Raw genomic sequence first — 22,632 nt, forward strand, 5'->3', positions numbered from 1 at the left:
CCGGCGGACCCCCTACGAAGCGGTCGCGACGGCGGCGGCCAGCTTGTCGAGGGCCTTCTCGGCGCCCTCGGGGCCGGGGCTGTTCGCCGTCAGGAAGGCGAAGGCGAGCAGTCGGCCGGAGGCGTCGACGACAGTGCCGGAGAGGGAGTTCACCCCGGTCAGGGTGCCGGTCTTGGCCCGGAGCAGGCCGGCGGCCGGTGAGCTGCCGGCGTTGCGGGCCTTGAGGGTTCCGGTGAATCCGGCGACGGGCAGTCCGGTGAGGACCGGCCGCAGCTCCGGGCGCTGCGGGTCGGCGGCCTTGACGAGGAGCCCGGTGAGCAGGCCGGCGCTGATCCTGTCGGCGCGGTTCAGGCCGCTGCCGTCGGCGAAGCGGGAGCCGGCGGTGTCGACGCCGAGGGCGGTGAGCCGGTCGGTGACGGCCTTCTCGGCGCCCTCGAAGCTCGCGGGCCGGCCGGAGGCGAGGGCGGTCTGCCGGGCGAGGGCCTCGGCGATGTCGTTGTCGCTGTTGGTCAGCATCCGCTCGACCAGCCCGGCGATCGGGGTGGACAGGGTGACGGCCAGCGGCTGGACGCCGGGGGCGGCCTTGGCCCGGGCCGGTTCGCCTGTGACCTCGATGCCGCGTTCGGCCAGCAGGGTGCGGAAGGCGCGCGCCGCGTCCCGGGAGGGGTCCTCGGCCCGGTCCACGGGTCCGGAGGTGGAGTCGTCGGGGCGGCCCTCGTCGGCCGCCAGGGCGGTCACCGGAGCGATGTTGGGGTTGACGCCGATCGGGTGGCGGGCGGGGCCGGCGTAGAGGCTGTCGTCGTATCCCAGGGTCACCGAGGCGGTGCCGGCGGCCTTGAGGGCCTGCGCGGTGTCGGCGGCGAGGGCGACGAGGCTGCCGCCGGAGCCCGCGGGGCTCTTCTTCTTCGCGGTGAGCGAGGGGTCGCCGCCGCCGACGAGGACGATCTGCCCGGGGGCGGCGCCGGGCGCGACCGTGGTCCTGATCCGGTGCTCGGGCCCCAGGGCGGCCAGCACGGCCGCCGCGGTGGCGATCTTGACGGTGGAGGCGGGGGTCATGGCGTCCCGCGCCCCGGACTCGTAGAGGACCTGCCCGGTGGCGGTGTCGACCACGGACGCGGTGCGGGCGGTGCCGAGCGCGGGATCGGCGAGCAGCGGCTTCAGCGCGGCGGCCAGGCCCCCGGCGGAGGCGGGCGCGGCGGGCGCCGACTGTGCGCGCGGCACCCCGGGGCCGATGCCGCCGAGCACGCCGGGAGCGCTGGGCGCGGCCTGCGGCAGGCCTTCGGAACCGGGCCCGTCACCGTGATCTGCGCCACCCGTACGGCCCCAGGAGGCGGCGCTGTCCCGCTCGGCCTTACGCTGGCCGGAGTCCCAAGGACCGGCGGCGGCCACCGCTGCCACCGACAGGGCCAGGCCGGCGACGGCCGAACCCGCGATGAGCTGCCACGTCTTGTCCAATGGCACCTCGGACCAGCCCCTTTCGCGATCACACATATGCGTGAGGGACACTTAACCACTGCGTCTTGCCGCGAGCATGGCACCCCACCCGGCAGGGCTGGGCCGGACGCGCACGCGGTGCAATCAACGCAGTCTCGAAGCAATGCAGCTGATCATGGAGGAGCAGGACGTGGAGTTCGACGTCACCATCGAGATCCCCAAGGGTTCGCGGAACAAGTACGAGGTGGACCACGAGACCGGCCGGATCCGTCTGGACCGTCGCCTCTTCACCTCGACCAGCTACCCGGCCGACTACGGCTTCGTCGAGAACACCCTCGGCGAGGACGGCGACCCGCTGGACGCGCTGGTCATCCTTGACGAGCCGACCTTCCCGGGCTGCCTGATCAAGTGCCGCGCCATCGGCATGTTCCGCATGACGGACGAGGCGGGCGGCGACGACAAGCTGCTCTGCGTGCCGGCCTCCGACCCGCGTGTCGAGCACCTGCGCGACATCCACCACGTCTCCGAGTTCGACCGCCTGGAGATCCAGCACTTCTTCGAGGTCTACAAGGACCTGGAGCCGGGCAAGTCCGTCGAGGGCGCGAACTGGGTCGGCCGCACCGAGGCCGAGGCCGAGATCGAGGCCTCGTACAAGCGCCTCGAGGCGCAGGGCGGCCACCACTGAGCTCGCGCTCGGCGGTAACGGGCCGGGGGACTCCCCCGCGCCCCTGGTGACATGGCGGGCGGTATCCCCTCGGGGATGCCGCCCGCTGTCGCGTTCGCGGGCGTGCGGCGGGAGGAAACGATTCCGCATACTGATGCCCAGGGTGATCACGGACTGGAGGACGCGTGGCGGAGGCCGACGGGGCAGAGGACAGGAAGCCCCAGTCCGACGAGGCGCACAGCGCCTTCACGCCGCCGCCGGGGATGGAGCCGGAGGTTTCCGAGGAGGACCAGCCCACCTCGGAATTCGCCCGTCCGGCGGGCGCCGATCCGGTGCAGCCCGAACCCGAGGGATCGGCCTTCGCCGCCCCGGCCACCTACCGGGCCGCGCAGTCCCCGCCCGCCTACACCCCCGGCCAGGGCTTCCCCGTCGTGCTGCTGAAGGAATCGCCCTGGCAGGACCGGATGCGCACGATGCTGCGCATGCCGGTCGACATCCGGCCGGTGCCGGAGCCGGTCCAGAAGCTGAGCGAGACGGGCCCCGCCGTGGGCCGCGTGCTCGACCTGACCCTGCGCATCGGCGAGCTGCTGCTCGCGGGCGGTGAGGGCGCCGAGGACGTGGAGGCCGCGATGTTCGCCGTGGCCCGCTCCTACGGGCTGGACCGCTGCGAGCCGACCGTCACCTTCACCATGCTGTCGATCACCCACCATCCCTCGCTGGTGGGCGATCCGGTCTCGGCCAGCCGGACCGTGCGCCGCCGCGGCACCGACTACAACCGGCTCGCCGCCGTGTTCCGGCTCGTGGACGACATCAGCGCGCACGAGATCGACGTGTCGCTGGAGGAGGCCTACCGGCGCCTCGCCGAGATCCGCCGCAACCGGCACCCGTACCCCGGCTGGATGCTCACCGCCTCCGCCGGACTGCTCGCCGGCGCCGCCTCCACCCTGGTCGGCGGTGGGGTCCTCGTCTTCTTCGCCGCAGTGATCGGTGCGATCCTCGGCGACCGCCTGGCGTGGCTGTGCGCCGGGCGCGGACTGCCCGAGTTCTACCAGTTCGTGGTCGCCGCGATGCCGCCCGCCGCCATCGGGGTGGCGCTGAACATGACCGGCATCGACGTCAAGGCCTCCGCCGTGATCACCGGTGGGCTGTTCGCGCTGCTGCCGGGACGGGCCCTGGTCGCGGCCGTGCAGGACGGCCTGACCGGCTACTACATCACCGCGTCGGCCCGGCTGCTGGAGGTCATGTACCTCTTCATCGGCATCATCATGGGCGTGCTGGTGGTGCTCTACGTCGGGCTGCAGTTCGACGCCTCGCCGCGGCCGGAGGAGGTCCTCCAGATCCAGCAGCGGCCGCTGATCCAGATCGCCGCCTCGATGGTGCTGGTGTTCACCTTCGCGATCCTGCTCCAGCAGGAGCGCTCCACCGTGTGGATCGTGACGCTCAACGGCGCGGTCGCCTGGGTCACCTTCGGGGCCCTGCACTACGCGGGGGGCATCCCGCCCGTACCGTCCACGGCCATCGCCGCCGGGCTGGTGGGCCTCTTCGGGCAGCTCTTCTCCCGCTACCGCTTCGCGTCCGCCCTGCCGTACGTGACGGCCGCCATCGGCCCGCTGCTGCCCGGCTCGGCCACGTACTACGGGCTGCTGCTGATCGCCGAGAACCGGCTGAACGAGGGCCTGGGCTCGCTGGTGAACGCCGCGGCCATCGCGCTGGCCATCGCGATCGGCGTCAACCTCGGGTCGGAGGCCTCACGGCTGTTCATGCGCATCCCGGGCGCCGCGAGCGCCGCCAAGCGCCGCGCGGCGAAGCGGACCCGCGGCTTCTGAGCGCTGCGCACCGGGGGCGGGCGCCCGCAGGCCCCGTACGCGGGCCCCGTGCGGGCACACGTACGCCCCGGGGGCCTCTCACGGGCCTCCGGGGCGGTACGGGGCGTGCTGCGTGCGTACGAGTGCGTACGGGTGCGGCTCAGCGCTTGGCGTGCCGGCCGCGCGCGCCGGGGGCCTGCGGGCCGGAGCCGTCGGCGGCGGGCACGGCGGCCGCGTCGGCGCCGGCGTTCGCCTTGTTCTCCTTGCGGGCCTTCAGCACCTCGAAGACCACCGGGATGACCGACAGCAGGACGATGCCCACCAGGATCGGCTCGACGTTCGTCTTGATGAACTCGATCTGCCCGAGCCAGTAGCCGGCGATCGTGACGCCCGCTCCCCAACCGATGCCACCGATGACGTTGTAGGTCAGGAACGTGCGGTACTTCATCGTGCCGGCGCCCGCGACCATCGGGGCGAAGGTGCGGATGATCGGCACGAAGCGGGCGAGCACGATGGCCTTGGGGCCGTGCTTGTCCATGAACTCGTGCGCCTTGTCCAGGTTCTCGCGCTTGAAGAGCTTGGACTTCGGCCGGTTGAAGAGCTTCGGCCCGAAGAACTTGCCGATCATGTAACCGACCTGGTCACCGATGATCGCGGCGGCCACGATCAGGGTGCAGACCAGCCACAGCGGCTGCTTGATGTACTGGCCGTCCGCGACCAGCAGGCCCGCCGTGAAGAGCAGGGAGTCGCCGGGGAGGAACGCGAACAGTCCCGACTCGGCGAAGACGATGACCAGGATGCCGATCAGACCGAAGTGCGAGATCAGATAGTCCGGGGACAGCCACTGAGGGCCGAGCGCAAGCGTATACACGGGTTTCCGGGCTCTCCTGGATCGGGGGGCGTATTGCGGAAGGAGCGGTTTCAATTATCAACGCACACGACCCCCGCCCGGTTCCAGGGACCGGAGGGGGTCGGATGCGTGACGTCCGCGCCTACACCTTGCGTACGGCGTTGGCCATGATCGCGTCCCGCAGGAACACGGCCAGCCCCGGCCGGACGGCGTCGTAGGTGGCCGTGAACCGCTCGTCCGCCACGTACATCTCACCCAGGTTGGTGTGCATCTCGTACGAGCAGGTGTAGCAGTTCCCGTCGATCCAGCCGCGGTGCTCCTCGGCCAGGTCCATGGCCTCCTCGGACTCCGCGGCCGCTCCCGTGTCCATCAGCGCGGCCAGCCGCCGGTTGATGCCGTCGGCCTCGGCCAGGATCCGCTGCCAGTCCTCCTTGGTGCAGGCGGCGGCCCGGCGCTGCGACTCGGCGTAGGCGTCCGTGCCGCCCCAGCGCTGCTCGGCCTCCGCGGCGTACTGATCGGGATCGAAGTCCCCGAAGACCTCGAACTTCTCCTCGGGCGTGAGGTTGATGCCCATCTTCTTCGCCTCCATGGCGTGCTCAACGGCCTGGGCCATCTGCTGGAGCCGGTCGATCCGGTCGGTCAGCAGGGCATGCTGCCGGCGCAGATGCTCCCGCGGATCCGTTTCCGGGTCGTCCAGCAGGACCGCGACCTCGTCGAGGGGGAAGCCGAGCTCCCGGTAGAACAGGATCCGCTGCAGCCGGTCCAGGTCGGCGTCGTCGTACCGCCGGTGTCCCGCGTTGCTGCGGCCGCTCGGAGAGAGCAGGCCGATCTCGTCGTAGTGGTGCAGGGTGCGCACCGTGACTCCGGCGAATCCGGCGACCTGGCCCACGGAGTAGCTCATCTCTTCCGCCCTCTGGTTGGGTACGCCCTTCACTGTGGTCCCTCACGCGGCGTGAGGTGCAAGTCCCTCCGCCCGCGGCGGCTACTGGTCCAGGCCGCGGAACCTGGCCACCGCCAGCGGGAAGAAGACCGCCAGCAGCAGCACCGGCCAGCCGACGGCCAGCAGCGCGGCATGGTCACCGGCCCACGATTCCCCGGCCGCGGCCGGATTGCCGAACAGGTCGCGGACCGCGGTCGCCGTCGCCGACATCGGGTTCCATTCCACCACCGCCCCCAGCCAGCCCGGCATCGCCTCGGGAGTGGCGAACGCGTTGGAGAGGAAGCCCACCGGCCACACCAGGATCTGCACCGCCTGCACCAGCTCCGGACGGCCCGCCACCATGCCCAGGTGGATGCCGATCCACAGCATCGCGAAGCGCAGCAGCAGGAGCAGCGCGAAGGCCAGCAGCGCGGCCGCCGGCGAGCCGTGCCAGCGCCAGCCCAGCAGCAGGCCGACGCCCGCGAGGACGGCCAGGCCCACCGCAGACTGGAGCATGTCGGCCGCGCTGCGGCCGACCAGCACCGCCGCCGAGGACATCGGCATGGCGCGGAACCGGTCGATCACCCCCTTCCCCAGGTCCTGGGTGACCGCGGTCATGGTCGCCTCCAGTCCGAAGGCCATGGTCAGTGCGAGCATCCCGGGCACCAGGAACTCGACGTACTCGCCGTCGATCCCGCGCCCGCCGCCGACCAGGAAGCCGAACATCAGCAGCAGCATCACCGGGAAGACCAGGCCGACGACCACCCGGACCGGCTGCCGCGCCCAGTGCGCGAGCTCGCGGCGGGTCATCGTCCAGGAGTCCACGACCACCCAGGGCAGGCCCGGGCCCGCCGACGGACCCGTGGTCACGCTCGTGCTCGCGCTCATGCGGCCACCTCCGCGGCATCCGTACGGTCGGTCAGGTGCAGGAAGACCTCGTCGAGCGTGGGGCGGCGGACCGCGAGGTCGACCGCCTCGATGCCCGCCTCCTCCAGCACGCGCAGGGTCAGGGCCAGGCCCGCCATCCGGTCCTCCACCGGGAAGCTCAGGGTGAGGGAGTCCGGGTCCACGGCCGGGTCCGGCAGCAGCCGCGCCGCCTGCGCGAGCCGCCCCGCGTCGCGCAGGACGACGACGATCCGGTCGGCCCCGACGAGGGACTTCAGCTCGTCGGCCGTGCCCTCGGCCGCCACCCGCCCCGCGTCGATCAGCGTGATGCGGTCGGCCAGCCGGTCGGCCTCCTCCAGGTACTGCGTGGTCAGCAGGACGGTCGTGCCGCCGCCCACCAGCGAGCGGACCGCGCTCCACACCTCGGCGCGGCCGCGGGGGTCGAGCCCGGTGGTGGGCTCGTCGAGGAAGAGCACCTCCGGCTCGGTGATCAGGGACGCCGCGAGGTCGAGCCGGCGCCGCATACCGCCGCTGTACCGCTGCACGGGCTTGCTGCCGGTGTCCGCGAGGCCGAAGCGGTCCAGCAGTTCGTCGGCCCGCAGCCCGGCCCGTCGCGCGCCGAGGTGGTTCAGGCGGCCGAACATCTCCAGGTTCTGCCGCCCGCCCAGGCCCTCGTCGAGCGCCGCGTGCTGGCCGAGCAGCCCGATCCGGGCCCGGACGGCGGGCGCCTGGGTGCGTACGTCGTGGCCCGCGACCCGGACCACGCCCTCGTCGTGCCGCAGCAGGGTGCTCATGATGCGCACGGCCGTGGTCTTCCCGGCTCCGTTGGGGCCGAGCACGGCCTGCACCGTCCCGGGCCTCACCTCCAGGTCGAGCCCCGCCAGCGCGGACCTGTCCCCGTACCGCTTGTGCACGCCTTCGATGAAGATCGCCAAAACCGCTCTCCATTAGTCAAATTTGAGTAGCTGGGCCGCTCAAGGTAATGCCCACCCTTCGGCTAGTCAAACTTGATTACGCATCCTGTCGCGCGGCGTACGGATTCTCCTGGCCGTCCGCGAGGACCCCCACGAACGGATCGCCGCCCTCGCCCGCGAAGGAGTACGCGCCCCCCTCGATCCGGGCGATCAGGCCCCGCGTCCACTCCGCCTCGGCGTCCGCGGAGTGGACCCACATGTGCATGATCTCGCCGATGTGCCCGAGCGCCTCCGGGCCGCCCTCCGGCGTGTAGTACTCCGTCACCGACGACCGCCAGAGCGCCAGCTTCGCCATCCGCTCCCGGAGCAGCGCGAGCACCTCCGCCCGCGGCAGATCGACCATGAAGCCGATCGCCGCCGACAGCACGTCCGTCTTCTGGTCGTACGCCGCGAGGGCCTCGCGCAGCAGCCGGAAGTACTCCTCACGGCCGGCGTCCGTCACCTCGTACTCGGTGCGCGGCGGCCCGCCCGCCGCGCTCGGCGCCACCTCGTGCGCGTGCAGGACGCCCTGCTTCGCCATCTGCTTGAGCGCGTGGTAGATCGATCCGGGCTTGGTGTTCGACCACTCGTGGGCGCCCCAGTACTCGAGGTCGTTGCGTACCTGGTACCCGTGGGCCCGCCCGTGCTGGCGGACCGCACCGAGGACAAGAAGCCGGATCGCTGACATGGGGCCAGGCTACTCACCCCCGCTCACCCCATGGCGCGGGTGCCGTCCAGGGACTCCCGGACGATGTCCGCGTGGCCCGCGTGCCGGGCGAACTCCTCGACCAGGTGCAGGAGCATCCAGCGGATCGAGACCTTGCCGTCCTCGGGGAACCAGGGCGCCTGCGGCAGGGGGAAGGTGATGTCCAGACTCGCGGCGGCGGCGACGAAGGCCTCCGTCTCCTGCCTGACCCCGTCCCAGAAGGCCAGCACCGACTCCACGGACTCGCCCTCGACGAGCCGGAACATCTCGCCGTAGGTCTCCTCGTTGCGCTCCCGCTCGTTCGGCCGCTGCTGCGCCAGACGCAGCCAGCCCAGTTCGCACTCGGCCACGTGCTTGAGCACCCCGGACAGGCTGAGCTCGCTCACGCTCGGGCGGCTCGCGGCCTGCTCCTCGCCGAGTCCGAGGAGGGATTCGCGGATCGCCGCGCGCTGGGCCTCGACGAAGGCGAGGAGGGTGCCGCGCTCGTCGCCGAGGACTTCGGTGGAAAGCTGAGCCATGACCGACCGCCTTGGGTGTGGGATGGGGTGCCGGGGGCTCTTCCCTCCGACACCCCATACGCTACGGAGCCTTGCGGTCAGCTCCTGTCCGCAATCGCGGCTCAGTTGCCCTCGATCTCCCCGTCCGGGCGGACCGCCGGCAGCGCCGTGGCGGGCTGCGGGAGCAGTGCCTTGGAGAGGTCCTGCTTGCCCGTCGGGTCGAGCCCGTACATCGACTCGTAGATCTTGCGGACCGCCGGTCCCGACGCGCCCGAGCCGGTGCCGCCCTGCGAGATCGTCATCACGATCGCGTAGTCGTCGGTGTACGAGGCGAACCACGAGGTGGTCTGCTTGCCCTGGACCTCGGCCGTGCCCGTCTTGGCGTGCATCGGGATCTGCTTCTGCGGCCAGCCGCCGAAGCGCCAGGCGGCGCTGCCGTCGGTGGCCACGCCGGCGAGCGCCTCGTCGATGTTGTCGCGGGTCTTCGCGTCCATCGGCAGCTTGCCCTGCTCCTTCGGCGCGATCTCCTGGACCGACTTCCCGTCGGCGCTGACGATCGCCTTGCCGATGCTGGGCTGGTGGAGCGTGCCGCCGTTGGCGATCGCCGAGTAGACGGAGGCCATCTGGATCGGGGTGACGAGCGTGTCGCCCTGCCCGATGGAGTAGTTGATGGCGTCGCCCTCGCGCAGCTGGTTGCCCTGGCGGCAGTTCTCGTAGGCGATCTTCTCGGCGAAGGAGCCGTTCTTCTTGCCGTCCCGGCACCAGGCGTCCTTGTTCGCCTCGAAGAAGTCCTGCTTCCACTTCCGGTCGGGGACGCGGCCGGGGACCTCGTTCGGCAGGTCGATGCCGGTGCGCTTGCCCAGCCCGAACTCGTGGGCGGTCTTGAGGAACCAGTCGTTCGGGTTCTTCTTCGGGTTGATTCCGCCGTCCTTCTTCCACTCCTGGTCCGCGAGGGCGTAGTAGACGGTGTCGCAGGAGACCTCCAGGGCCCGGCCGATGGTGATGTCGCCGTGGCCCTGCGACTCGAAGTTCGTGAAGGTCTGGCTGCCCACCGAGTACGAGCTGGGGCAGGGGTAGCGGTTGTTGAACGGGTACCCGGCATTGACCGCGGCGGTCGAGGTGACCACCTTGAAGATGGAGCCAGGCGCCGCCTGGGCCTGGATGGCCCGGTTCAGCAGCGGGTAGTTCGACTCCTTGTCGGTGAGGCCGGCGTAGTCCTTGGCGGAGATGCCGCCCACCCACGCGTTGGGGTCGTAGGTCGGGTTCGAGGCCATCGCCACGACCCGGCCGGTCTTGGTCTCCATCACCACCACGGAGCCGGAGTCGGCCTCGTAGTTGCGGCGGGTGTTCTTGTCGTAGACCTTGCGGGCGTCGATCATCGCGTTGTTCAACTCGCGCTCGGCGACCGCCTGCACGCGGGAGTCGATCGAGGTCACGATGTTCGAGCCGGGCCGCGCCGGGTCGGTCTCGCCCTGCCCGATGACCCGGCCGAGGTTGTCCACCTCGTAGCGGGTGATGCCCGCCTTGCCGCGCAGCTCCTTGTCGTACGTGCGCTCCAGGCCGGAGCGGCCGACCTGGTCGGAGCGCAGGTACGGCGAGTCCGACTTCTTCGCCTTGGCGATCTCCTCGTCGGTGACCGGCGAGAGGTAGCCGAGCACCTGGGAGGTGTTGGCCTGGTCCGGGGCGGCGTAGCGGCGCAGGGCCGTCGCCTCGGCCGTGATGCCCGGGAAGTCCTCGGGGTGCTCGCGGATCTGCAGCGCCTGCTCGGTGGTGGCCTCGTCGCTGACCGGGATGGGCTGGTAGGGGGACCCGTTCCAGCAGGGCTGCTTGGTCTTGGCGTCGCAGAGCCGGACCTTGTCGACGACCTCCTGGGCGTCCAGGCCCAGCACCCCGGCGAGCCGGGTCAGCACGGACCTGCCCTTGTCCTTCATGGTCAGCAGCTCGGTGCGGCTGGCGGAGACCACGAGGTGGGTCGCGTTGTCGGCGAGCGGAATCCCGCGGGAGTCCAGGATCGAGCCGCGCACGGCGGGCTGGACCACCTGCTGGACGTGGTTGTTCTTCGCCTCGTCCGTGTACTCCGAACCATTGCGGATCTGGAGGTACCAGAGGCGTCCGCCCAGCGTGAGCAACAGCGAGAAGACCACGATCTGGATGACGACGAGCCGGTTCTGGACCCGAGGGGTCCGGCCGGTCTCCGGTATGTTGCTCAACTCGTTCTCCCCCGGGCGGCTGCCTACGCCCGGCCGAGTCTAGGGGGACGCCGGGCGGGACCTAGAACGGGAAGGTCGTCCGGCCGTGCTGCACGGAGATCCACTTCTGGGTGGTGAAGGCCTCGATCGTGGCCTCGCCGTTCAGCCGGCCCAGACCCGAGGCCTTCTCGCCGCCGAACGCGGCCAGCGGCTCGTCCCCGATCGTGGAGTCGTTGACGTGGATCATGCCCGTCTCGATCCGCTGCGCGAAGCGGACGCCCCGCTCCACGTCCCGGGTGTGCACCGCGCCGCTGAGCCCGTAGGGGGTCGCGTTGGTCAGCCGGACGGCCTCGTCCTCGCCGTCGAAGACCACCAGCAGGGCCACCGGCCCGAAGATCTCCTGGCCCAGCAGCGGGGAGTCCTCGGGGATCCCGGCGAGCACCGTGGGTTCGACCAGGTTGCCGCGCGTAGAACCCCGTACGAGCGCCTGCGCGCCCGATTCCACGGCCTGGTCCACGAGCGCGGTCAGCGCGTCGGCCTGGAAGGAGTTGATCAGCGGGCCGATGTGGGTGTCGGCCTCGTGCGGGTCGCCCGTCTTCAGGCCGCGCACGCGGGCGATGAACTTCTCCGTGAACTCCTCGGCGACCGAGGCGTCGACGAGGATGCGGTTGGCGGCCATGCAGACCTGGCCCTGGTAGACGAAGCGGCTGAAGACGGCCGCGTCCACCGCGTAGTCGAGGTCGGCGTCGTCGAGGACGACGAGCGCGCTGTTGCCGCTGAGCTCCAGGACCGTGCGCTTGAAGTGGCGGGCGGCGATCGCCCCGACGTGCCGGCCGACCCGGTCCGATCCCGCGAACGAGATGACCTTGGGCACGGGGTGGGTCAGGAGCGCGTCGCCTATCTCCGCGATGTCGGTGACGAGGACGTTCAGCAGGCCGGCCGGCAGCCCGGCGTCCTCGAAGATCTTGGCGATCACGCCGCCGCCGACGACCGGGGCGTTCTGGTTGGGCTTGATGACGACCGCGTTGCCCAGCGCCAGGGCCGGGGCGACCGACTTCAGGGTCACCAGGAACGGGAAGTTGAAGGGGCTGATCACGGTGATGACGCCCACGGGCAGCCGCTGGATCCGGTTCTCCTTGCCCTCCACCGGCGAGGGCAGGATCCGGCCCTCGGGGCGGACGGCCAGCTGGAGCGACTCGCGGATGAACTCCATCGCGAGGTGGACCTCGTACTCGGCCTTGGGACGGGTCCCGCCGAGCTCGTCGATCATCGCCTCGACGATTTCCTTCTCGCGCTCCTCGGTGATCCGCAGGGCGCGCTCCAGGACCGCGCGTCTGATGTACGGGCTGGTGGCGGCCCACTCCCGCTGGGCGCGCTCGGCGCCGCGGTAGGCCTGGTCCACCTGCTCGACGGTGGCCACGGTGATGGCCGCGAGCTTCTCCCCGTTGTACGGGTTGACGTCGATGATGTCCCACGAACCGGTACCGGCCAGCCATTCGCCGTCGATGTACTGGTGAGCCAGGTCGCTGAATATGGACATGCCATCCCTTACTGCGAGCGCGCACCCGTGCGCTGCACCGGAGACCGATCGGTCATCATGCACTGATCAGACGTCATACTACGTGCGAATCAAGACAGTTGGAGCAGGCCGCGAAGAAGATCCCTGGTCCGGTCGGGGTCGGGGCAGTCGGCCTGGAGCCGTTCCATCGCGCGCCCGTACTGCCCCACTTCCTCGTCCTTGTCCAGGTAGAGGGCACTGGTGAGCTGTTCCAGATAGACGATGTCCTGGAGGTCGGACTCGGGGAAGCGCAGCAGGGTGAAGGCTCCGCTCTCGCCCGCGTGGCCGCCGAACGAGAAGGGCATCACCTGGAGCTGCACGTTGGGGCGCTGGGAGACCTCGATGAGGTGCTCCAGCTGTCCGCGCATGACCTCGCGGTCGCCGTACGGGCGGCGCAGCGCGGCCTCGTCGAGGACGGCGTGGAAGACCGGGGCGTTCTCGGAGACGAGGACCTTCTGCCGCTCCAGGCGCAGGGCGACGCGGCGGTCGATCTCGGCGCCGGTGGCGCCGGGCATGCCGCGGCTGACGACGGCGTGGGCGTAGGCCTCGGTCTGCAACAGCCCGTGGACGAACTGCACTTCGTAGATGCGGATGAGGGAGGCGGCGCCCTCCAGACCGATGTACGTCTGGAACCACCCGGGCAGCACGTCGCCGTAACTGTGCCACCAGCCGGTCGCGTTGGCCTCGCGGACCAGTCCGAGCAGCGACTCGCGCTCGGTGCTGTCCGTGACTCCGTAGAGCGTGAGGAGGTCCTCGACGTCTCTGGCCTTGAAGCTCACCCTTCCCAACTCCAAGCGGCTGATCTTCGATTCGGATGCGCGGATCGAGTAGCCGGCCGCCTCACGGGTGATGCCGCGGGATTCTCGGAGTCGCCTGAGCTGGGAGCCCAGGAGGATGCGGCGCACCACAGAACCGCTTGCTTCTGCGGTCACTAGTACTGCCCTCCCCATCGCATTGGCGTGCGCGTGGTGTGCGCGAGCGTCTCGGGGCCCCCGTACCCCAGGGGCCGCAGTCTGCCACCAAAACGCATCGGCCCGTACTCGTTCTGTAACGGAATCCCGTCTCCGGGAAAAGAAGTCCGTAAGTATGCGTAGGAAGAAATGAGTCAGAACCGTCACGGGAGTGGACAGGTCCGGCGCGTGCACGTGCATCTGCCCTTGCATCCGGCTCCGGCATTCGGAACGATGGTCCCCGCGCACCTGCGTGCTGTTCGCGCCGGCGCCGGACCCACCCCGCAGTTCTTTCTGGACGGAGTTGACCGCTCCGCCCGCGAATCCCGGGAGTGCCTCGCATGGGGACGAATGGATCGACCATGCTCGAGCCGTTACGGCAGGGGCTGCCCCCGGTCGACCCCACGGCTGTCTCCGGGTCCGCCTCATGCGCCCTTCCCGCACGCTTCGACGCGGTGCGCGGCGCCCGCACCTTCACCCGGTCGACCCTGTCCCAGTGGGGGCTCGACGACCGTTTCGACGACGTGGCCCTGGTCGTCTCCGAACTCGTCACGAACGCGCTGCGCCATGCCCTGCCCGAGGACAGGCGCGGTCCGGACGCCGAGCCGGAGCCGCCGGTACGGCTGCACCTGATGCGGTGGAGCACACGGCTGGTGTGTGCGGTGCGGGACCCCAGCGAGGACCGGCCCGGCGGGGCGTTCTCACCGGAGCGGACCTCGGAGAACTGCGACCTGGAGTCCGGGCGCGGGCTGTTCCTGGTGGACGCGTACAGCGACAGCTGGGGCTGGCACCCGCTCGCGGGACGGCTGACCGGCAAGGTCGTCTGGGCGCTCTTCCTGCTCCAGGACTGAACGGCCGACAGCCGCCGAGCAGGGGCACACACAGGACAACTGGCCGGGATTGATCATTGCGATCAGTCCCGGCCAGTGCACGTGCATGGCTTGATTGGGTGCGCTGTTCCGTCAGGCGATCAGATGATCGAACTCGCCGTCCTTGACGCCCAGGAGCAGGGCCTCGATCTCCGCCGGCGTGTAGACCAGTGCCGGTCCGTCCGGGAAGCGCGAGTTGCGCATGGCGACGTCGCCTCCCGGCAGCCGCGCGAACTCCACGCAGGAACCCTGCGAGTTGCTGTGTCTGCTCTTCTGCCACGTCAGCTCAAACAAGGAAGCGAGTTCTGCAGCTGCCATCCCGTTGTACGCGTGGTCCACAGGAAGCCCCCGATAGTGCAGATGTCAACTCCTCCGGATCATAGCTGTGTTCATGAGCTGCTGCATGGGCAGATGCACGTGCACGCGGGGTGGTCCGTTGATCACTCAGAGGTTGGTGCTCAGGGGCGAAGGGACTCGGACACCTCGTCCAGCGAGTCCAGGAGCTGCGCCGCGGCCCCCCGCAGGACCCCCTGCTCGGGCCCGCGCCGGTCCGCCGGCACCGCCCTGACCTCGCCCCACTGCGGCACCCGGCGCTCCCGCACCGCCTCGGCGCCCGCCTCGCCGGCGCTGCGCAGCGCCCCGGCCAGGTCGGCGGCGCCGGGCACCGGGGCCTGCCCGCGGTCCGGGAGACGGGCCTCCAGCAGCATGGTGCACCGGCCCAGCGCGGCCAGGGCGTCCCCCGCGCCGTCGGCGGCCGCGTGGGACGGCCCGCGGTGGCGCACCGGCTCCCCGGCGGCCCGGTCCACGGACTCCTGCCAGGCGATGCGGGCGTCGCGCGCCGCCAGCAGGGCCTCGCGCACATCGGCCCGCCGGGCTCCGGCCGGATCGGCGTACTGGTGTGTTGTCTAGCGGGGCAGCGGCCTGCGCCGGCCGCCCATGTGGGCGCGGTCGGCGGCCGCCGTGCCGTCCTCCCAGCCCGCGTGGTCGGTCGCGCCGCGCAGCCGGGTCGTGGTGGTCCGCGGGAACATCTCGTCCGCGCGCGAGGTGACCGCCACGTCCCGGGCCACCAGGGCCGGCAGGTTGTCGGGGGCCTCCGTCGCCGCGTGCTCGGCGGTCTCGGCCAGCCGGTGGCCGAGCCGGCTGGCGTAGGCGAGCAGGAAGGACTGCCTGAAGGTCTTCGTCCGCTTGCGCCCGCCGGAGCGCTGCGCGGCCTCCGCGCGGGTCATCGCCGCCGTGCCCTGGACGAGCAGCGAGGTGTGGAGCAGCTCCACCGCCTCCAGGTCGCTCTCGAAGCCGACCACCGTGGAGAACCCGAAGCCGCTGTTCCACACCGCCCGGCAGCGGTTGGCGGTGGCCACCGCGTCGAGCAGCACCGCCTTCGCCTCCTCGTACGGCGGCTCGACTCCGATCCGGCAGGCCCCCGGGACCTGCGCCGGGCCGCCGCCGCGGGCGGCCAGCAGCGCCTCGTCCACGGTGTGCCGGGCCATCAGCTCCTGGGCCTTGGCGCTGAGCGCCTCCGCCTCCTCCGGGAAGGTGGTCGCCTCGGCCTTGGCGAGCAGCGCCCGGATCCGGCCCAGCATGCGCGGCTCTATGTGGGCGTGCTCGGCGAGGGCGTCGGCCGGGTCACCGGGCAGCGGCCCCACGGGCTCGATCGAGGGCAGCCGTATCAGCAGCCGCAGCACCTCCAGGAAGGCCGTGGCCAGCGTGAACCGGTCGGCCCTTTCCCGCTGTGCGAGCCGGTCGGCGTACTCCTCGTCGCGCGCCCACCACACCTCACCGGCACCCCAGCGCGCCGGCAGTCGCGCGTAGCGGCGCGCCTCGGCGGCGATCAGGTCCCCGGTGATGCGCAGGTGCCGCTCGTCGAGGTCCCGCCGGACCAGCCGCAGCACGTCCGCCGGCTGCCAGCCCCGCTCCCAGCCCTGGCGCACGTACGCCTCCCCGCGCGCGAGCAGCTCCCGCCCGACCGCGGCCCAGCCGCCCTGATCGGCGACGAGCAACGAGGCCCCGGTGTCCAGCCCGGCATCGTCCTGGGCGTAGAGGGCGGCAGCGAAGGCTCGATCGACGGTCTCGGCAAGGTCTCTCACCCCTCCAGTCTTCCAGCCCGCCCGCAGCTCCAGCTCCGCCGTCCCTTCCGGCCCCGGCCGTTCCAGCCCCGCCGGCGTTTGAGGCGCGGGGTCCGGGGCGGAGCCCCGGGAACGGCGCCGCACCCGGCACAGCACCCGGCACGGCCCAGCGGCCCAGCGCACCGGCACGCCGAAGCCCCCCTGTCAGACCCCGGTGGGACACTCGCACCCATGAGCGACCGCACCGCCCGCTGGGCCCTCGCCGAGGACGGCGACGGGTGGTGGCACGCCGCGCCCGTACCCCCCACGGACGGAGTCCGGCTCCGCGTCCGCGACCCCGCGGAAGCGATCCGCTCCGCCCCGCCCGGCACCCGCTGGGTCTGGCGGTCCACCGCCGCCGTCTACCCCCGCCTGCTCGCCGCAGGCACCCGCGTCGAGCGGTGCCACGACATCGAGGCCGCCGAGCTGCTGCTCCTCGGCCACGAGGGCCGCTCCGGCGAGCCCCGCTCCGCGGCGGCCGCCTGGGCCCGGCTCACCCACACCCCCGTACCGCCGGATCCACGCCCGCGCGCCGCCGAGCCCCGCGCCCAGGACTCCCTCTTCGACCCGCAGCCCGTCCCCGTCCCCCTGGACGCCCTGCTCGCCATCCACGCCGACCAGGCGAAACGGCTCGACGCCACCGACCGCCCCGACCGGATGCGGCTGCTCGTCGCCGCCGAGTCGGCGGCCTTCCTCGTCGCCGCCGAGATGAACCGTGCCGGTCTGCCCTGGCGGGCCGACGTGCACCGCGCCCTGCTGACCGAGCTGCTCGGCGAGCGGTACGCGGGCGGCGGGGAGCCCCGGCGCCTCGCCGAGCTGGCGGACCGCGTGTCCGCCGCATTCGGCAGGCGTGTGCGCCCCGATCTGCCCGCCGACGTCATCAAGGCCTTCGCCGGAGCCGGGATCAAGCTCAGGTCCACCCGCCGCTGGGAGATCCAGGAGCTGGACCATCCCGCCGTCGAGCCGTTGATCGAGTACAAGAAGCTGTACCGGATCTACACCGCCCACGGCTGGTCCTGGCTCGCGGACTGGGTCCGCGACGGCCGCTTCCGCCCGGAGTTCATCCCCGGCGGCACCCTGACCGGCCGCTGGGTCACCAACGGCGGCGGCGCCCTGCAGATCCCCAAGGTGATCCGCCGGGCGGTCGTCGCCGACCCGGGCTGGCGGCTCGTCGTCGCCGACGCCGACCAGATGGAACCGCGCGTACTCGCCGCCATCTCCCGGGACCCGGCCTTCATGGAGGTCGCCGGGGAGGCCTCGGACCTCTACACCGCCGTCTCCCGCCGGGGCTTCTCCGGCGACCGGGACAAGGCCAAGCTCGCCGTGCTCGGCGCCGTCTACGGGCAGACCTCCGGGGACGGCCTGAAGAACCTGGCCGCGCTCCGCCGCCGCTTCCCCCTGGCGGTCGCGTACGTGGACGACGCCGCGAAGGCCGGGGAGGAGGGCCGGCTCGTACGGACCTGGCTGGGCCGTACCTGCCCGCCCCCCGCCGGCTCCGGCGACGGCGACGAGGCCGGCGACGGCGGCATCGACCCCGGCGAGGGGTACGGCGAGGGCGAGTCGGGCACCCCGCAGGACCGGGAGGACGGCTGGACCCCGAGCTACGCCTCCACCAATACCCGGGCCCGCGGCCGGTTCACCCGTAACTTCGTGGTCCAGGGCAGCGCGGCCGACTGGGCGCTGCTGCTGCTCGCGGCCCTGCGGCAGGCGACCGCCGGCATGCGGGCCGAGCTGGTGTTCTTCCAGCACGACGAGGTGATCGTGCACTGCCCGGCCGAGGAGGCCGAGGCCGTGGTGGCGGCGATCCGCGCCGCCGGCGACCGGGCCGGCCGGATCGCCTTCGGCGACACCCCGGTCCGGTTCCCGTTCACGACGGCGGTCGTGGAGTGCTACGCGGACGCCAAATGAACCCGCTCACGCCGGTTTCTAGTGCTGTGACCGGAAAGGTTTGCCGGGTCGCGGCGTCCGGTGCGGTGCATCGCAAGGCGGAGGGCCACGGGCCGTACTGGACGTACTTCCGTGGTCCGACAACGCGGCGAGGTGCCGTGCCGGGCGTCGCGACCCGGTGGACCTTTCCGGTCACAGCACTAGTTGCGGGTCCGGTTCCACCCCGGGGCGAGCGCGATCTCGTGCAGCTGCTCCATCGTCAGCATGGGCGAGTCGCGCGTGGGCGTGCCGTTCGGATCGGCCGCGTTGAAGGAGGAGACCAGCACGCGCAGACCGTCCTTGCGCAGGGTGTCCACGCTCCACTGCATCACGTCCTTGCCCTGCGTGGCGCGCCCCACCATGGGCTTCACCCTTGTCCCGTCGGGCCGCACGGTGGCATCGGCGTCCGTGAAACCGATGTTGCCCTCGCCCTTCTGGACGTTGATCTGGACCAGGGACCTTCCACTGCCGTCGTCGAGGACGACATACCCGTACTCGCCCTCGCCGCCCCTGGCGACGACAGGCGCCGCGACTCCGAGTCCGTTGATCAGGTGCTCCAGAGCCGCCCCGGCGTTCCGGTCCCGCAGTGCGGTCGGCTCCTGCACCTGGGGGACCTCGGGCTCGACCGTCGGCAGGTCGTTCAGCGCCGGCTGCCATGCCGGTGAGGTGACCAGGGTCTTCAATTCCTCCGTGGCCAGCGGCGGATCGGTCCGGGAGACGGGGGCGCCCTTCTCGGCCGCCGCGTTCCACTCGGACGCGCCGACCAGGAAGCCCTGCGGGGTGACGAGCGTCGCCGACCAGACCTTGGTGTCCACCCGGCGGTCGGGGTACTCGTAGCCCTTGTGGAGCATCAGCCTGGAACCGTCGGCCAGATACTCGGTCCGGCAGTCGTCGTAGCCCTGCAGGCTCTTGTCCCCGCACTCGGTCTGCTCGCGAGCCAGGCTGCCCTTCGGATCGACCCGCTGGAGGCGGACGGAGACGGCGGACTTCCCCTTCCCGTCGTCGTACACGCCGGAGACCCACGGGCCCAGCTCGTCGCTGGTGCCCCGCGCCTCGGCCTTGGTGAGCGCTCCGCCCGGCAGGAGGGCCGTCAGGTTCGCGATCAGCTGCTCGGCTGTCACCACGCCGGTGCCGCTCCGCGGCTGCTTCCCGCTGCCGCCGGGACCGGTCGGCGGCGCCGCGACGTCGACCCGGTCCACGGCGCCCGGGCCGTCGAACAGGCCGCCGGTGTAGGCGCCCGCCGTCGCGATCACGGTCAGGGCCAGCGCGGAGCCCCCGACCACGGCGGCCCGGCGGCGCGCCACCAGCCGTCGGCCGCGCTGCTCTCCCGCTTCCGCGAGGGCGTGCCGGTCGGTCGTGAAGCCCTCCCCCGCACGCCGCAGGGCTTCGCCGAGTTCGTCTTCAAAGGGCATGTGGAACCAGACCTTCCGTTTGCAGGGTGGGGTGGGGCGAGGGAGTGACCGGAGGGGACCGAGCGAACCCGGGGGGACCGGAGCCGAGCGGTTCGCGCCGGTCTCAGAGATCCACGAAGGCGGAGAGGCTGCCGCCCAGCTGCTCGCGCAGCCGGGCGAGCGCCCGCGAGGTCCGCGTACGGACCGCCGCCGAGCTGGTGTTCATCGCGTCGGCGGTCTCCTCGACGCTGCGGTCCTCCCAGTAGCGGAGCACCAGTACCGCCCGGTCCTTGGGCGCGAGCCGCCCCAGCGCCTCCAGCAGCGTCAGCCGCAGCGCCGGATCCTCGCCGCCGGTCGCGGGCGCGCCCGGGTCGGGCAGCTCACCGACCGGCCGTTCCCCCGCCGAGCGGCGGCGCTGGTGCGTGAGGAAGGCCCGTACCAGCACCGTCTGCGCGTACGCCGCCGGATTGTCGATACGGGAGATCCGCCCCCAGCGCAGGTACATCCGCCCCAGGGTCTCCTGCACCAGGTCCTCCGCGAGGTGGGTGTCCCCGCTCGCCAGCAGGCACGCCGACCGGTACAGGTGCCCCGACCGGCCCGCCGCGAACTCACGGAATCCGCTCCCGCGACCGTGCCGCATCTGCTCCCCCTCGCGTCCGTCACACCACACTGACGCGTCGGCGGTGCGGAAATGTTTCATCGCCCGCCGGGAGTCTTCCCGGGAGCATTCCCCCGGGGTCCGCCGGGAAGACCGTGCCCTGCCCCGGAAGCCGGTCAGCCCAGGTCGTGGAAGTACACGTGGAACTCCTCGCGGACGAAGCCCTCCGCCTCGTACAGCCCCTGCGCGACGGTGTTGTCGTACGCGGTCTCCAGCTGCACCCCGGACACCCCGGCCTCGCGGGCCCGGCGCAGCACCTCGCGCAGCAGCGCCCGGCCGGCCCCGGTGCGGCGGCCCTCCGGGGCCACGTACAGGTCGTTGAGGACCCATGCGGTCCGCAGGGAGAGCGAGGAGAACCCGCGGTAGACCTGCGCGAAGCCGACCGTGCCCGCGTCCGGGACGTCGGCGAGCAGGACCAGGGACTCGTCCTTGGCGATCCGCTCCGCCAGGAAGGCCCGCGGGGCGTCCGGGTCCTCGATGTCCACCTCGTAGAAGTCGAGGTAGCCGCGGAACAGCACGGCCGCCGCCTCGACGTCCGCCTCGCCGGCGGCGCGGACCGAGACCTCGGGGGCGGGGGCGGGGGCGGGGGCGGGCGCGGCGGGTGCGGATGCCGGCGCCGAGTCCTCCGTCGGGGACGGGACGTCCTGCTGTGCCGCCGCCTGTGCCTGACCGTTCATGTACGTCTCCCTCAGGGGTGTTTCGCGCGCGCCGCGGACCATTGTGCGCGGGCGACCGGTCGCCCGGACTCTCGACTCCCTACGCTACGGCCGGAGTCGGCCGCCGCGAAGGACCGGCCGCGCACACGACGCCGCCGACCCCGGGACCGAAGTCCCGGGGCCCGCCGCACACATGGGGCACTCGGCCGTCCCGCCCGCTCACGACGGGGGCTGGGCGGGGAGCGAGTAGACCCGGTCGGGAGTCACGATCTCGGTGATCGCCTCTCCGAAGAGGGTGCTGGGCTCCTGGTTCTCGTACGAGATGTCCGTGTTGAGCAGCACGACCAGCGTGGCCTTTGCCTCCGGCAGGTAGAGGACGAGCGAGCCGTAGCCCGGCAGTGAGCCGTTGTGCCCGATCCAGCCCTGGACGTTGAAGATGCCCAGTCCGTATCCCGCGCCCGGGATCGCGTCGACCACGTCCAGCCGCTGGGCCTGGGTGGCGGGGGTCAGCAGGGTCCCGGTCGCCAGGGTCTTCGCCCAGCTGCGCAGGTCGGAAAGGTCGGAGATCATCGCGCCGGCCGCCCAGCCCCAGGAGGGATTCCAGTCGGTGGAGTTCTCCACCTTCCCGGAGGCCGTCTGGTTCGTGTAGCCCTGGGCGTGCGGCTCGGGGAACTCCGGGCCCGTGGGGAAGAGCGTGTCCTTCAGCCCGGCCGGTTCGACGACCTCCCGGTCGATGAACCGGTCCAGCGGCGTGCCGCTGACCTTCTCCACCACCAGCCCGAGGAGGATCAGGTTGGTGTTGCAGTAGTAGAACTTCGCGTTCGGCTCGAACAGCACCGGGTGCTTGAACGAGTAGTCGAGCAGTTCCTGCGGGGTGAAGGGCCGGTCGGGATTGCTGGTGAACGCCTTGTAGAAGTCCTCGTCCGCCGAGTAGTTGAAGAGCCCGCTGCGCATCCCGGCCAGCTCGCGCAGGGTGATCCGGTCGCCGTTCGGCACCCCGTCGACGTACTTGGCTATGGGGTCGTCCAGCCCGACCTTGCCGTCGTCGACCAGTTCCAGGAGGGCGGTGACGGTGAAGGTCTTCGTCACGCTGCCGATCCGCATGTTCAGGTTCGGGGTCATCGGCGCGCCCGTGGCCTTGTCCGCGACGCCGAAGGACCGTACGTACTCACCCTTGCCGGGCGCCGACACGGCCACGATCACGCCCGGGATCTTCGCCTCGGCCAGGACCTTCCGGATGGAGTCGTCCAACTGCCGGGCCACGGCGGGGGTCAGCTGCGCGAACTCGTCGGAGGCGGACGTGGGAGCCGGCGTCGGCGTCGGCTCGGTCGCGGGTGTCGGGGCTGCGGCCGGGGCCGTCGTGGTCTGCGTGTGCGCCGCCGCCGCGTCCCACGCGTACACCGCCCCCGCCCCCGTACCCACGGGCGCCACCACGAGTCCGACCGCCGCCGCGGCCACGGCCGCACTGCGCCAACGTGTCGTCATGCCCGGCCTCCTCGCCCGCCAAGCCACGGACCTTCACTCCACGCTAGACCTGTGCACCCGGGCGGGCGACCGGGAGACGGGAGGGGGCGGCGGGCGGTGCGGTAGGCGGCGAAGAAGTCTAAAAATCTATTCTAG

At 71.8% G+C, this 22,632-nt stretch carries 20 protein-coding genes and 1 pseudogene; 4 read left to right on the plus strand and 17 right to left on the minus strand.

The genetic code is table 11. The annotated features are described in order from the left end of the window. Positions 1-12 precede the first annotated feature (12 nt). Positions 13-1,461: a D-alanyl-D-alanine carboxypeptidase/D-alanyl-D-alanine-endopeptidase gene (gene dacB, locus OG373_RS18445; RefSeq protein WP_405439272.1), complete on the minus strand. Its 1,449-nt coding sequence runs from the start codon at positions 1,459-1,461 to the stop codon at positions 13-15. 163 nt (positions 1,462-1,624) lie between these two features. Here dacB and OG373_RS18450 point away from each other — a divergent pair, with 163 nt between their 5' ends. Both OG373_RS18450 and OG373_RS18455 read left to right on the plus strand, forming a co-directional pair. Beyond that, positions 1,625-2,119 (plus strand): inorganic diphosphatase, encoded by a 495-nt coding sequence (locus tag OG373_RS18450; RefSeq protein ID WP_008742522.1) that lies wholly within the window; start codon positions 1,625-1,627, stop codon positions 2,117-2,119. A 164-nt stretch (positions 2,120-2,283) separates the two neighbouring features. Beyond that, a complete protein-coding gene (locus OG373_RS18455) occupies positions 2,284-3,924 on the plus strand; it encodes a threonine/serine exporter ThrE family protein (RefSeq protein WP_405439273.1) in 1,641 nt (546 codons plus the stop codon). 139 nt (positions 3,925-4,063) lie between these two features. Here OG373_RS18455 and OG373_RS18460 read toward each other — a convergent pair whose 3' ends face one another. From OG373_RS18460 to OG373_RS18500, 9 genes and pseudogenes are all read right to left on the minus strand, one after another. Beyond that, on the minus strand, positions 4,064-4,774 hold the full coding sequence (locus OG373_RS18460) for a DedA family protein (protein WP_405439274.1): 711 nt from the start codon (positions 4,772-4,774) through the stop codon (positions 4,064-4,066). Positions 4,775-4,895: 121 nt separating this feature from the next. Next, positions 4,896-5,654, minus strand: a complete 759-nt coding sequence (locus tag OG373_RS18465; RefSeq protein WP_405439275.1) for a MerR family transcriptional regulator — start codon at positions 5,652-5,654, stop codon at positions 4,896-4,898. 81 nt (positions 5,655-5,735) lie between these two features. After that, the gene (locus OG373_RS18470) at positions 5,736-6,560 is read right to left on the minus strand and encodes an ABC transporter permease (protein ID WP_405439276.1); all 825 of its coding nucleotides are present in this window, start codon (positions 6,558-6,560) and stop codon (positions 5,736-5,738) included. Next, positions 6,557-7,492 (minus strand): ATP-binding cassette domain-containing protein, encoded by a 936-nt coding sequence (locus OG373_RS18475; RefSeq protein WP_397732821.1) that lies wholly within the window; start codon positions 7,490-7,492, stop codon positions 6,557-6,559. The genes OG373_RS18470 and OG373_RS18475 overlap by 4 nt, the downstream gene beginning before the upstream one ends. A gap of 76 nt (positions 7,493-7,568) precedes the next feature. After that, positions 7,569-8,198 carry a PadR family transcriptional regulator gene (locus tag OG373_RS18480; protein WP_405439277.1) on the minus strand — a complete coding sequence of 210 codons (630 nt, stop codon included), beginning with the start codon at positions 8,196-8,198 and terminating at the stop codon, positions 7,569-7,571. A gap of 23 nt (positions 8,199-8,221) precedes the next feature. After that, a complete protein-coding gene (locus OG373_RS18485) occupies positions 8,222-8,734 on the minus strand; it encodes a DinB family protein (RefSeq protein WP_405439278.1) in 513 nt (170 codons plus the stop codon). A gap of 110 nt (positions 8,735-8,844) precedes the next feature. Further along, positions 8,845-10,923, minus strand: a pseudogene (mrdA, locus tag OG373_RS18490) (penicillin-binding protein 2); the annotation flags it as partial. 61 nt (positions 10,924-10,984) lie between these two features. Continuing rightward, positions 10,985-12,442, minus strand: a complete 1,458-nt coding sequence (locus OG373_RS18495; RefSeq protein WP_397732824.1) for an aldehyde dehydrogenase family protein — start codon at positions 12,440-12,442, stop codon at positions 10,985-10,987. An 89-nt stretch (positions 12,443-12,531) separates the two neighbouring features. Beyond that, positions 12,532-13,410: a helix-turn-helix domain-containing protein gene (locus OG373_RS18500; RefSeq protein ID WP_398674758.1), complete on the minus strand. Its 879-nt coding sequence runs from the start codon at positions 13,408-13,410 to the stop codon at positions 12,532-12,534. A 362-nt stretch (positions 13,411-13,772) separates the two neighbouring features. Between OG373_RS18500 and OG373_RS18505 the strand changes: the two genes are divergently transcribed. Next, positions 13,773-14,261, plus strand: a complete 489-nt coding sequence (locus OG373_RS18505) for an ATP-binding protein (protein WP_372453121.1) — start codon at positions 13,773-13,775, stop codon at positions 14,259-14,261. A gap of 111 nt (positions 14,262-14,372) precedes the next feature. Here OG373_RS18505 and OG373_RS18510 read toward each other — a convergent pair whose 3' ends face one another. The 3 genes from OG373_RS18510 to OG373_RS18520 form a co-directional block, all read right to left on the minus strand. After that, a complete protein-coding gene (locus OG373_RS18510) occupies positions 14,373-14,618 on the minus strand; it encodes a DUF397 domain-containing protein (protein ID WP_393849762.1) in 246 nt (81 codons plus the stop codon). Positions 14,619-14,737: 119 nt separating this feature from the next. Next, entirely contained in the window at positions 14,738-15,139 is a 402-nt protein-coding gene (locus OG373_RS18515; protein WP_405439279.1) for a hypothetical protein, read from the minus strand. A 45-nt stretch (positions 15,140-15,184) separates the two neighbouring features. Continuing rightward, positions 15,185-16,363 carry a DUF2786 domain-containing protein gene (locus OG373_RS18520; protein WP_405439280.1) on the minus strand — a complete coding sequence of 393 codons (1,179 nt, stop codon included), beginning with the start codon at positions 16,361-16,363 and terminating at the stop codon, positions 15,185-15,187. Positions 16,364-16,573: 210 nt separating this feature from the next. On the opposite strand from OG373_RS18520, the gene OG373_RS18525 reads away from it, so the two are divergent. Then, positions 16,574-18,289 carry a bifunctional 3'-5' exonuclease/DNA polymerase gene (locus OG373_RS18525; protein WP_405439281.1) on the plus strand — a complete coding sequence of 572 codons (1,716 nt, stop codon included), beginning with the start codon at positions 16,574-16,576 and terminating at the stop codon, positions 18,287-18,289. A 179-nt stretch (positions 18,290-18,468) separates the two neighbouring features. On the opposite strand, the gene OG373_RS18530 is transcribed toward OG373_RS18525, so the two are convergent. The 4 genes from OG373_RS18530 to OG373_RS18545 all read right to left on the minus strand — a co-directional run bounded on the left by OG373_RS18530 (position 18,469) and on the right by OG373_RS18545 (position 22,497). Next, positions 18,469-19,719, minus strand: a complete 1,251-nt coding sequence (locus OG373_RS18530; RefSeq protein ID WP_405439282.1) for a hypothetical protein — start codon at positions 19,717-19,719, stop codon at positions 18,469-18,471. Between the two features lie 103 nt (positions 19,720-19,822). Next, positions 19,823-20,338 carry a SigE family RNA polymerase sigma factor gene (locus tag OG373_RS18535; protein ID WP_397732829.1) on the minus strand — a complete coding sequence of 172 codons (516 nt, stop codon included), beginning with the start codon at positions 20,336-20,338 and terminating at the stop codon, positions 19,823-19,825. Positions 20,339-20,472: 134 nt separating this feature from the next. Further along, entirely contained in the window at positions 20,473-21,033 is a 561-nt protein-coding gene (locus OG373_RS18540; RefSeq protein ID WP_405439283.1) for a GNAT family N-acetyltransferase, read from the minus strand. A 198-nt stretch (positions 21,034-21,231) separates the two neighbouring features. After that, positions 21,232-22,497 carry a serine hydrolase domain-containing protein gene (locus OG373_RS18545; protein ID WP_405439284.1) on the minus strand — a complete coding sequence of 422 codons (1,266 nt, stop codon included), beginning with the start codon at positions 22,495-22,497 and terminating at the stop codon, positions 21,232-21,234. Positions 22,498-22,632 lie beyond the last annotated feature (135 nt).

The organism is Streptomyces avidinii, from assembly GCF_045161815.1.
GTDB classification, from domain to species: Bacteria; Actinomycetota; Actinomycetes; order Streptomycetales; family Streptomycetaceae; genus Streptomyces; species Streptomyces avidinii.

What these genes read in the sequence shown, in the direction of transcription:
- OG373_RS18465 (WP_405439275.1), bottom strand. Translation starts at nt 5,654, where the DNA reads ATGAGCTACTCCGTGGGCCAGGTCGCCGGATTCGCCGGAGTCACGGTG.
- OG373_RS18470 (WP_405439276.1), bottom strand. Translation starts at nt 6,560, where the DNA reads ATGAGCGCGAGCACGAGCGTGACCACGGGTCCGTCGGCGGGCCCGGGC.
- OG373_RS18480 (WP_405439277.1), bottom strand. Translation starts at nt 8,198, where the DNA reads ATGTCAGCGATCCGGCTTCTTGTCCTCGGTGCGGTCCGCCAGCACGGG.
- OG373_RS18485 (WP_405439278.1), bottom strand. Translation starts at nt 8,734, where the DNA reads ATGGCTCAGCTTTCCACCGAAGTCCTCGGCGACGAGCGCGGCACCCTC.
- OG373_RS18495 (WP_397732824.1), bottom strand. Translation starts at nt 12,442, where the DNA reads ATGTCCATATTCAGCGACCTGGCTCACCAGTACATCGACGGCGAATGG.
- OG373_RS18500 (WP_398674758.1), bottom strand. Translation starts at nt 13,410, where the DNA reads ATGGGGAGGGCAGTACTAGTGACCGCAGAAGCAAGCGGTTCTGTGGTG.
- OG373_RS18505 (WP_372453121.1), top strand. Translation starts at nt 13,773, where the DNA reads ATGCTCGAGCCGTTACGGCAGGGGCTGCCCCCGGTCGACCCCACGGCT.
- OG373_RS18525 (WP_405439281.1), top strand. Translation starts at nt 16,574, where the DNA reads ATGAGCGACCGCACCGCCCGCTGGGCCCTCGCCGAGGACGGCGACGGG.
- OG373_RS18530 (WP_405439282.1), bottom strand. Translation starts at nt 19,719, where the DNA reads ATGCCCTTTGAAGACGAACTCGGCGAAGCCCTGCGGCGTGCGGGGGAG.
- OG373_RS18535 (WP_397732829.1), bottom strand. Translation starts at nt 20,338, where the DNA reads ATGCGGCACGGTCGCGGGAGCGGATTCCGTGAGTTCGCGGCGGGCCGG.
- OG373_RS18540 (WP_405439283.1), bottom strand. Translation starts at nt 21,033, where the DNA reads ATGAACGGTCAGGCACAGGCGGCGGCACAGCAGGACGTCCCGTCCCCG.
- OG373_RS18545 (WP_405439284.1), bottom strand. Translation starts at nt 22,497, where the DNA reads ATGACGACACGTTGGCGCAGTGCGGCCGTGGCCGCGGCGGCGGTCGGA.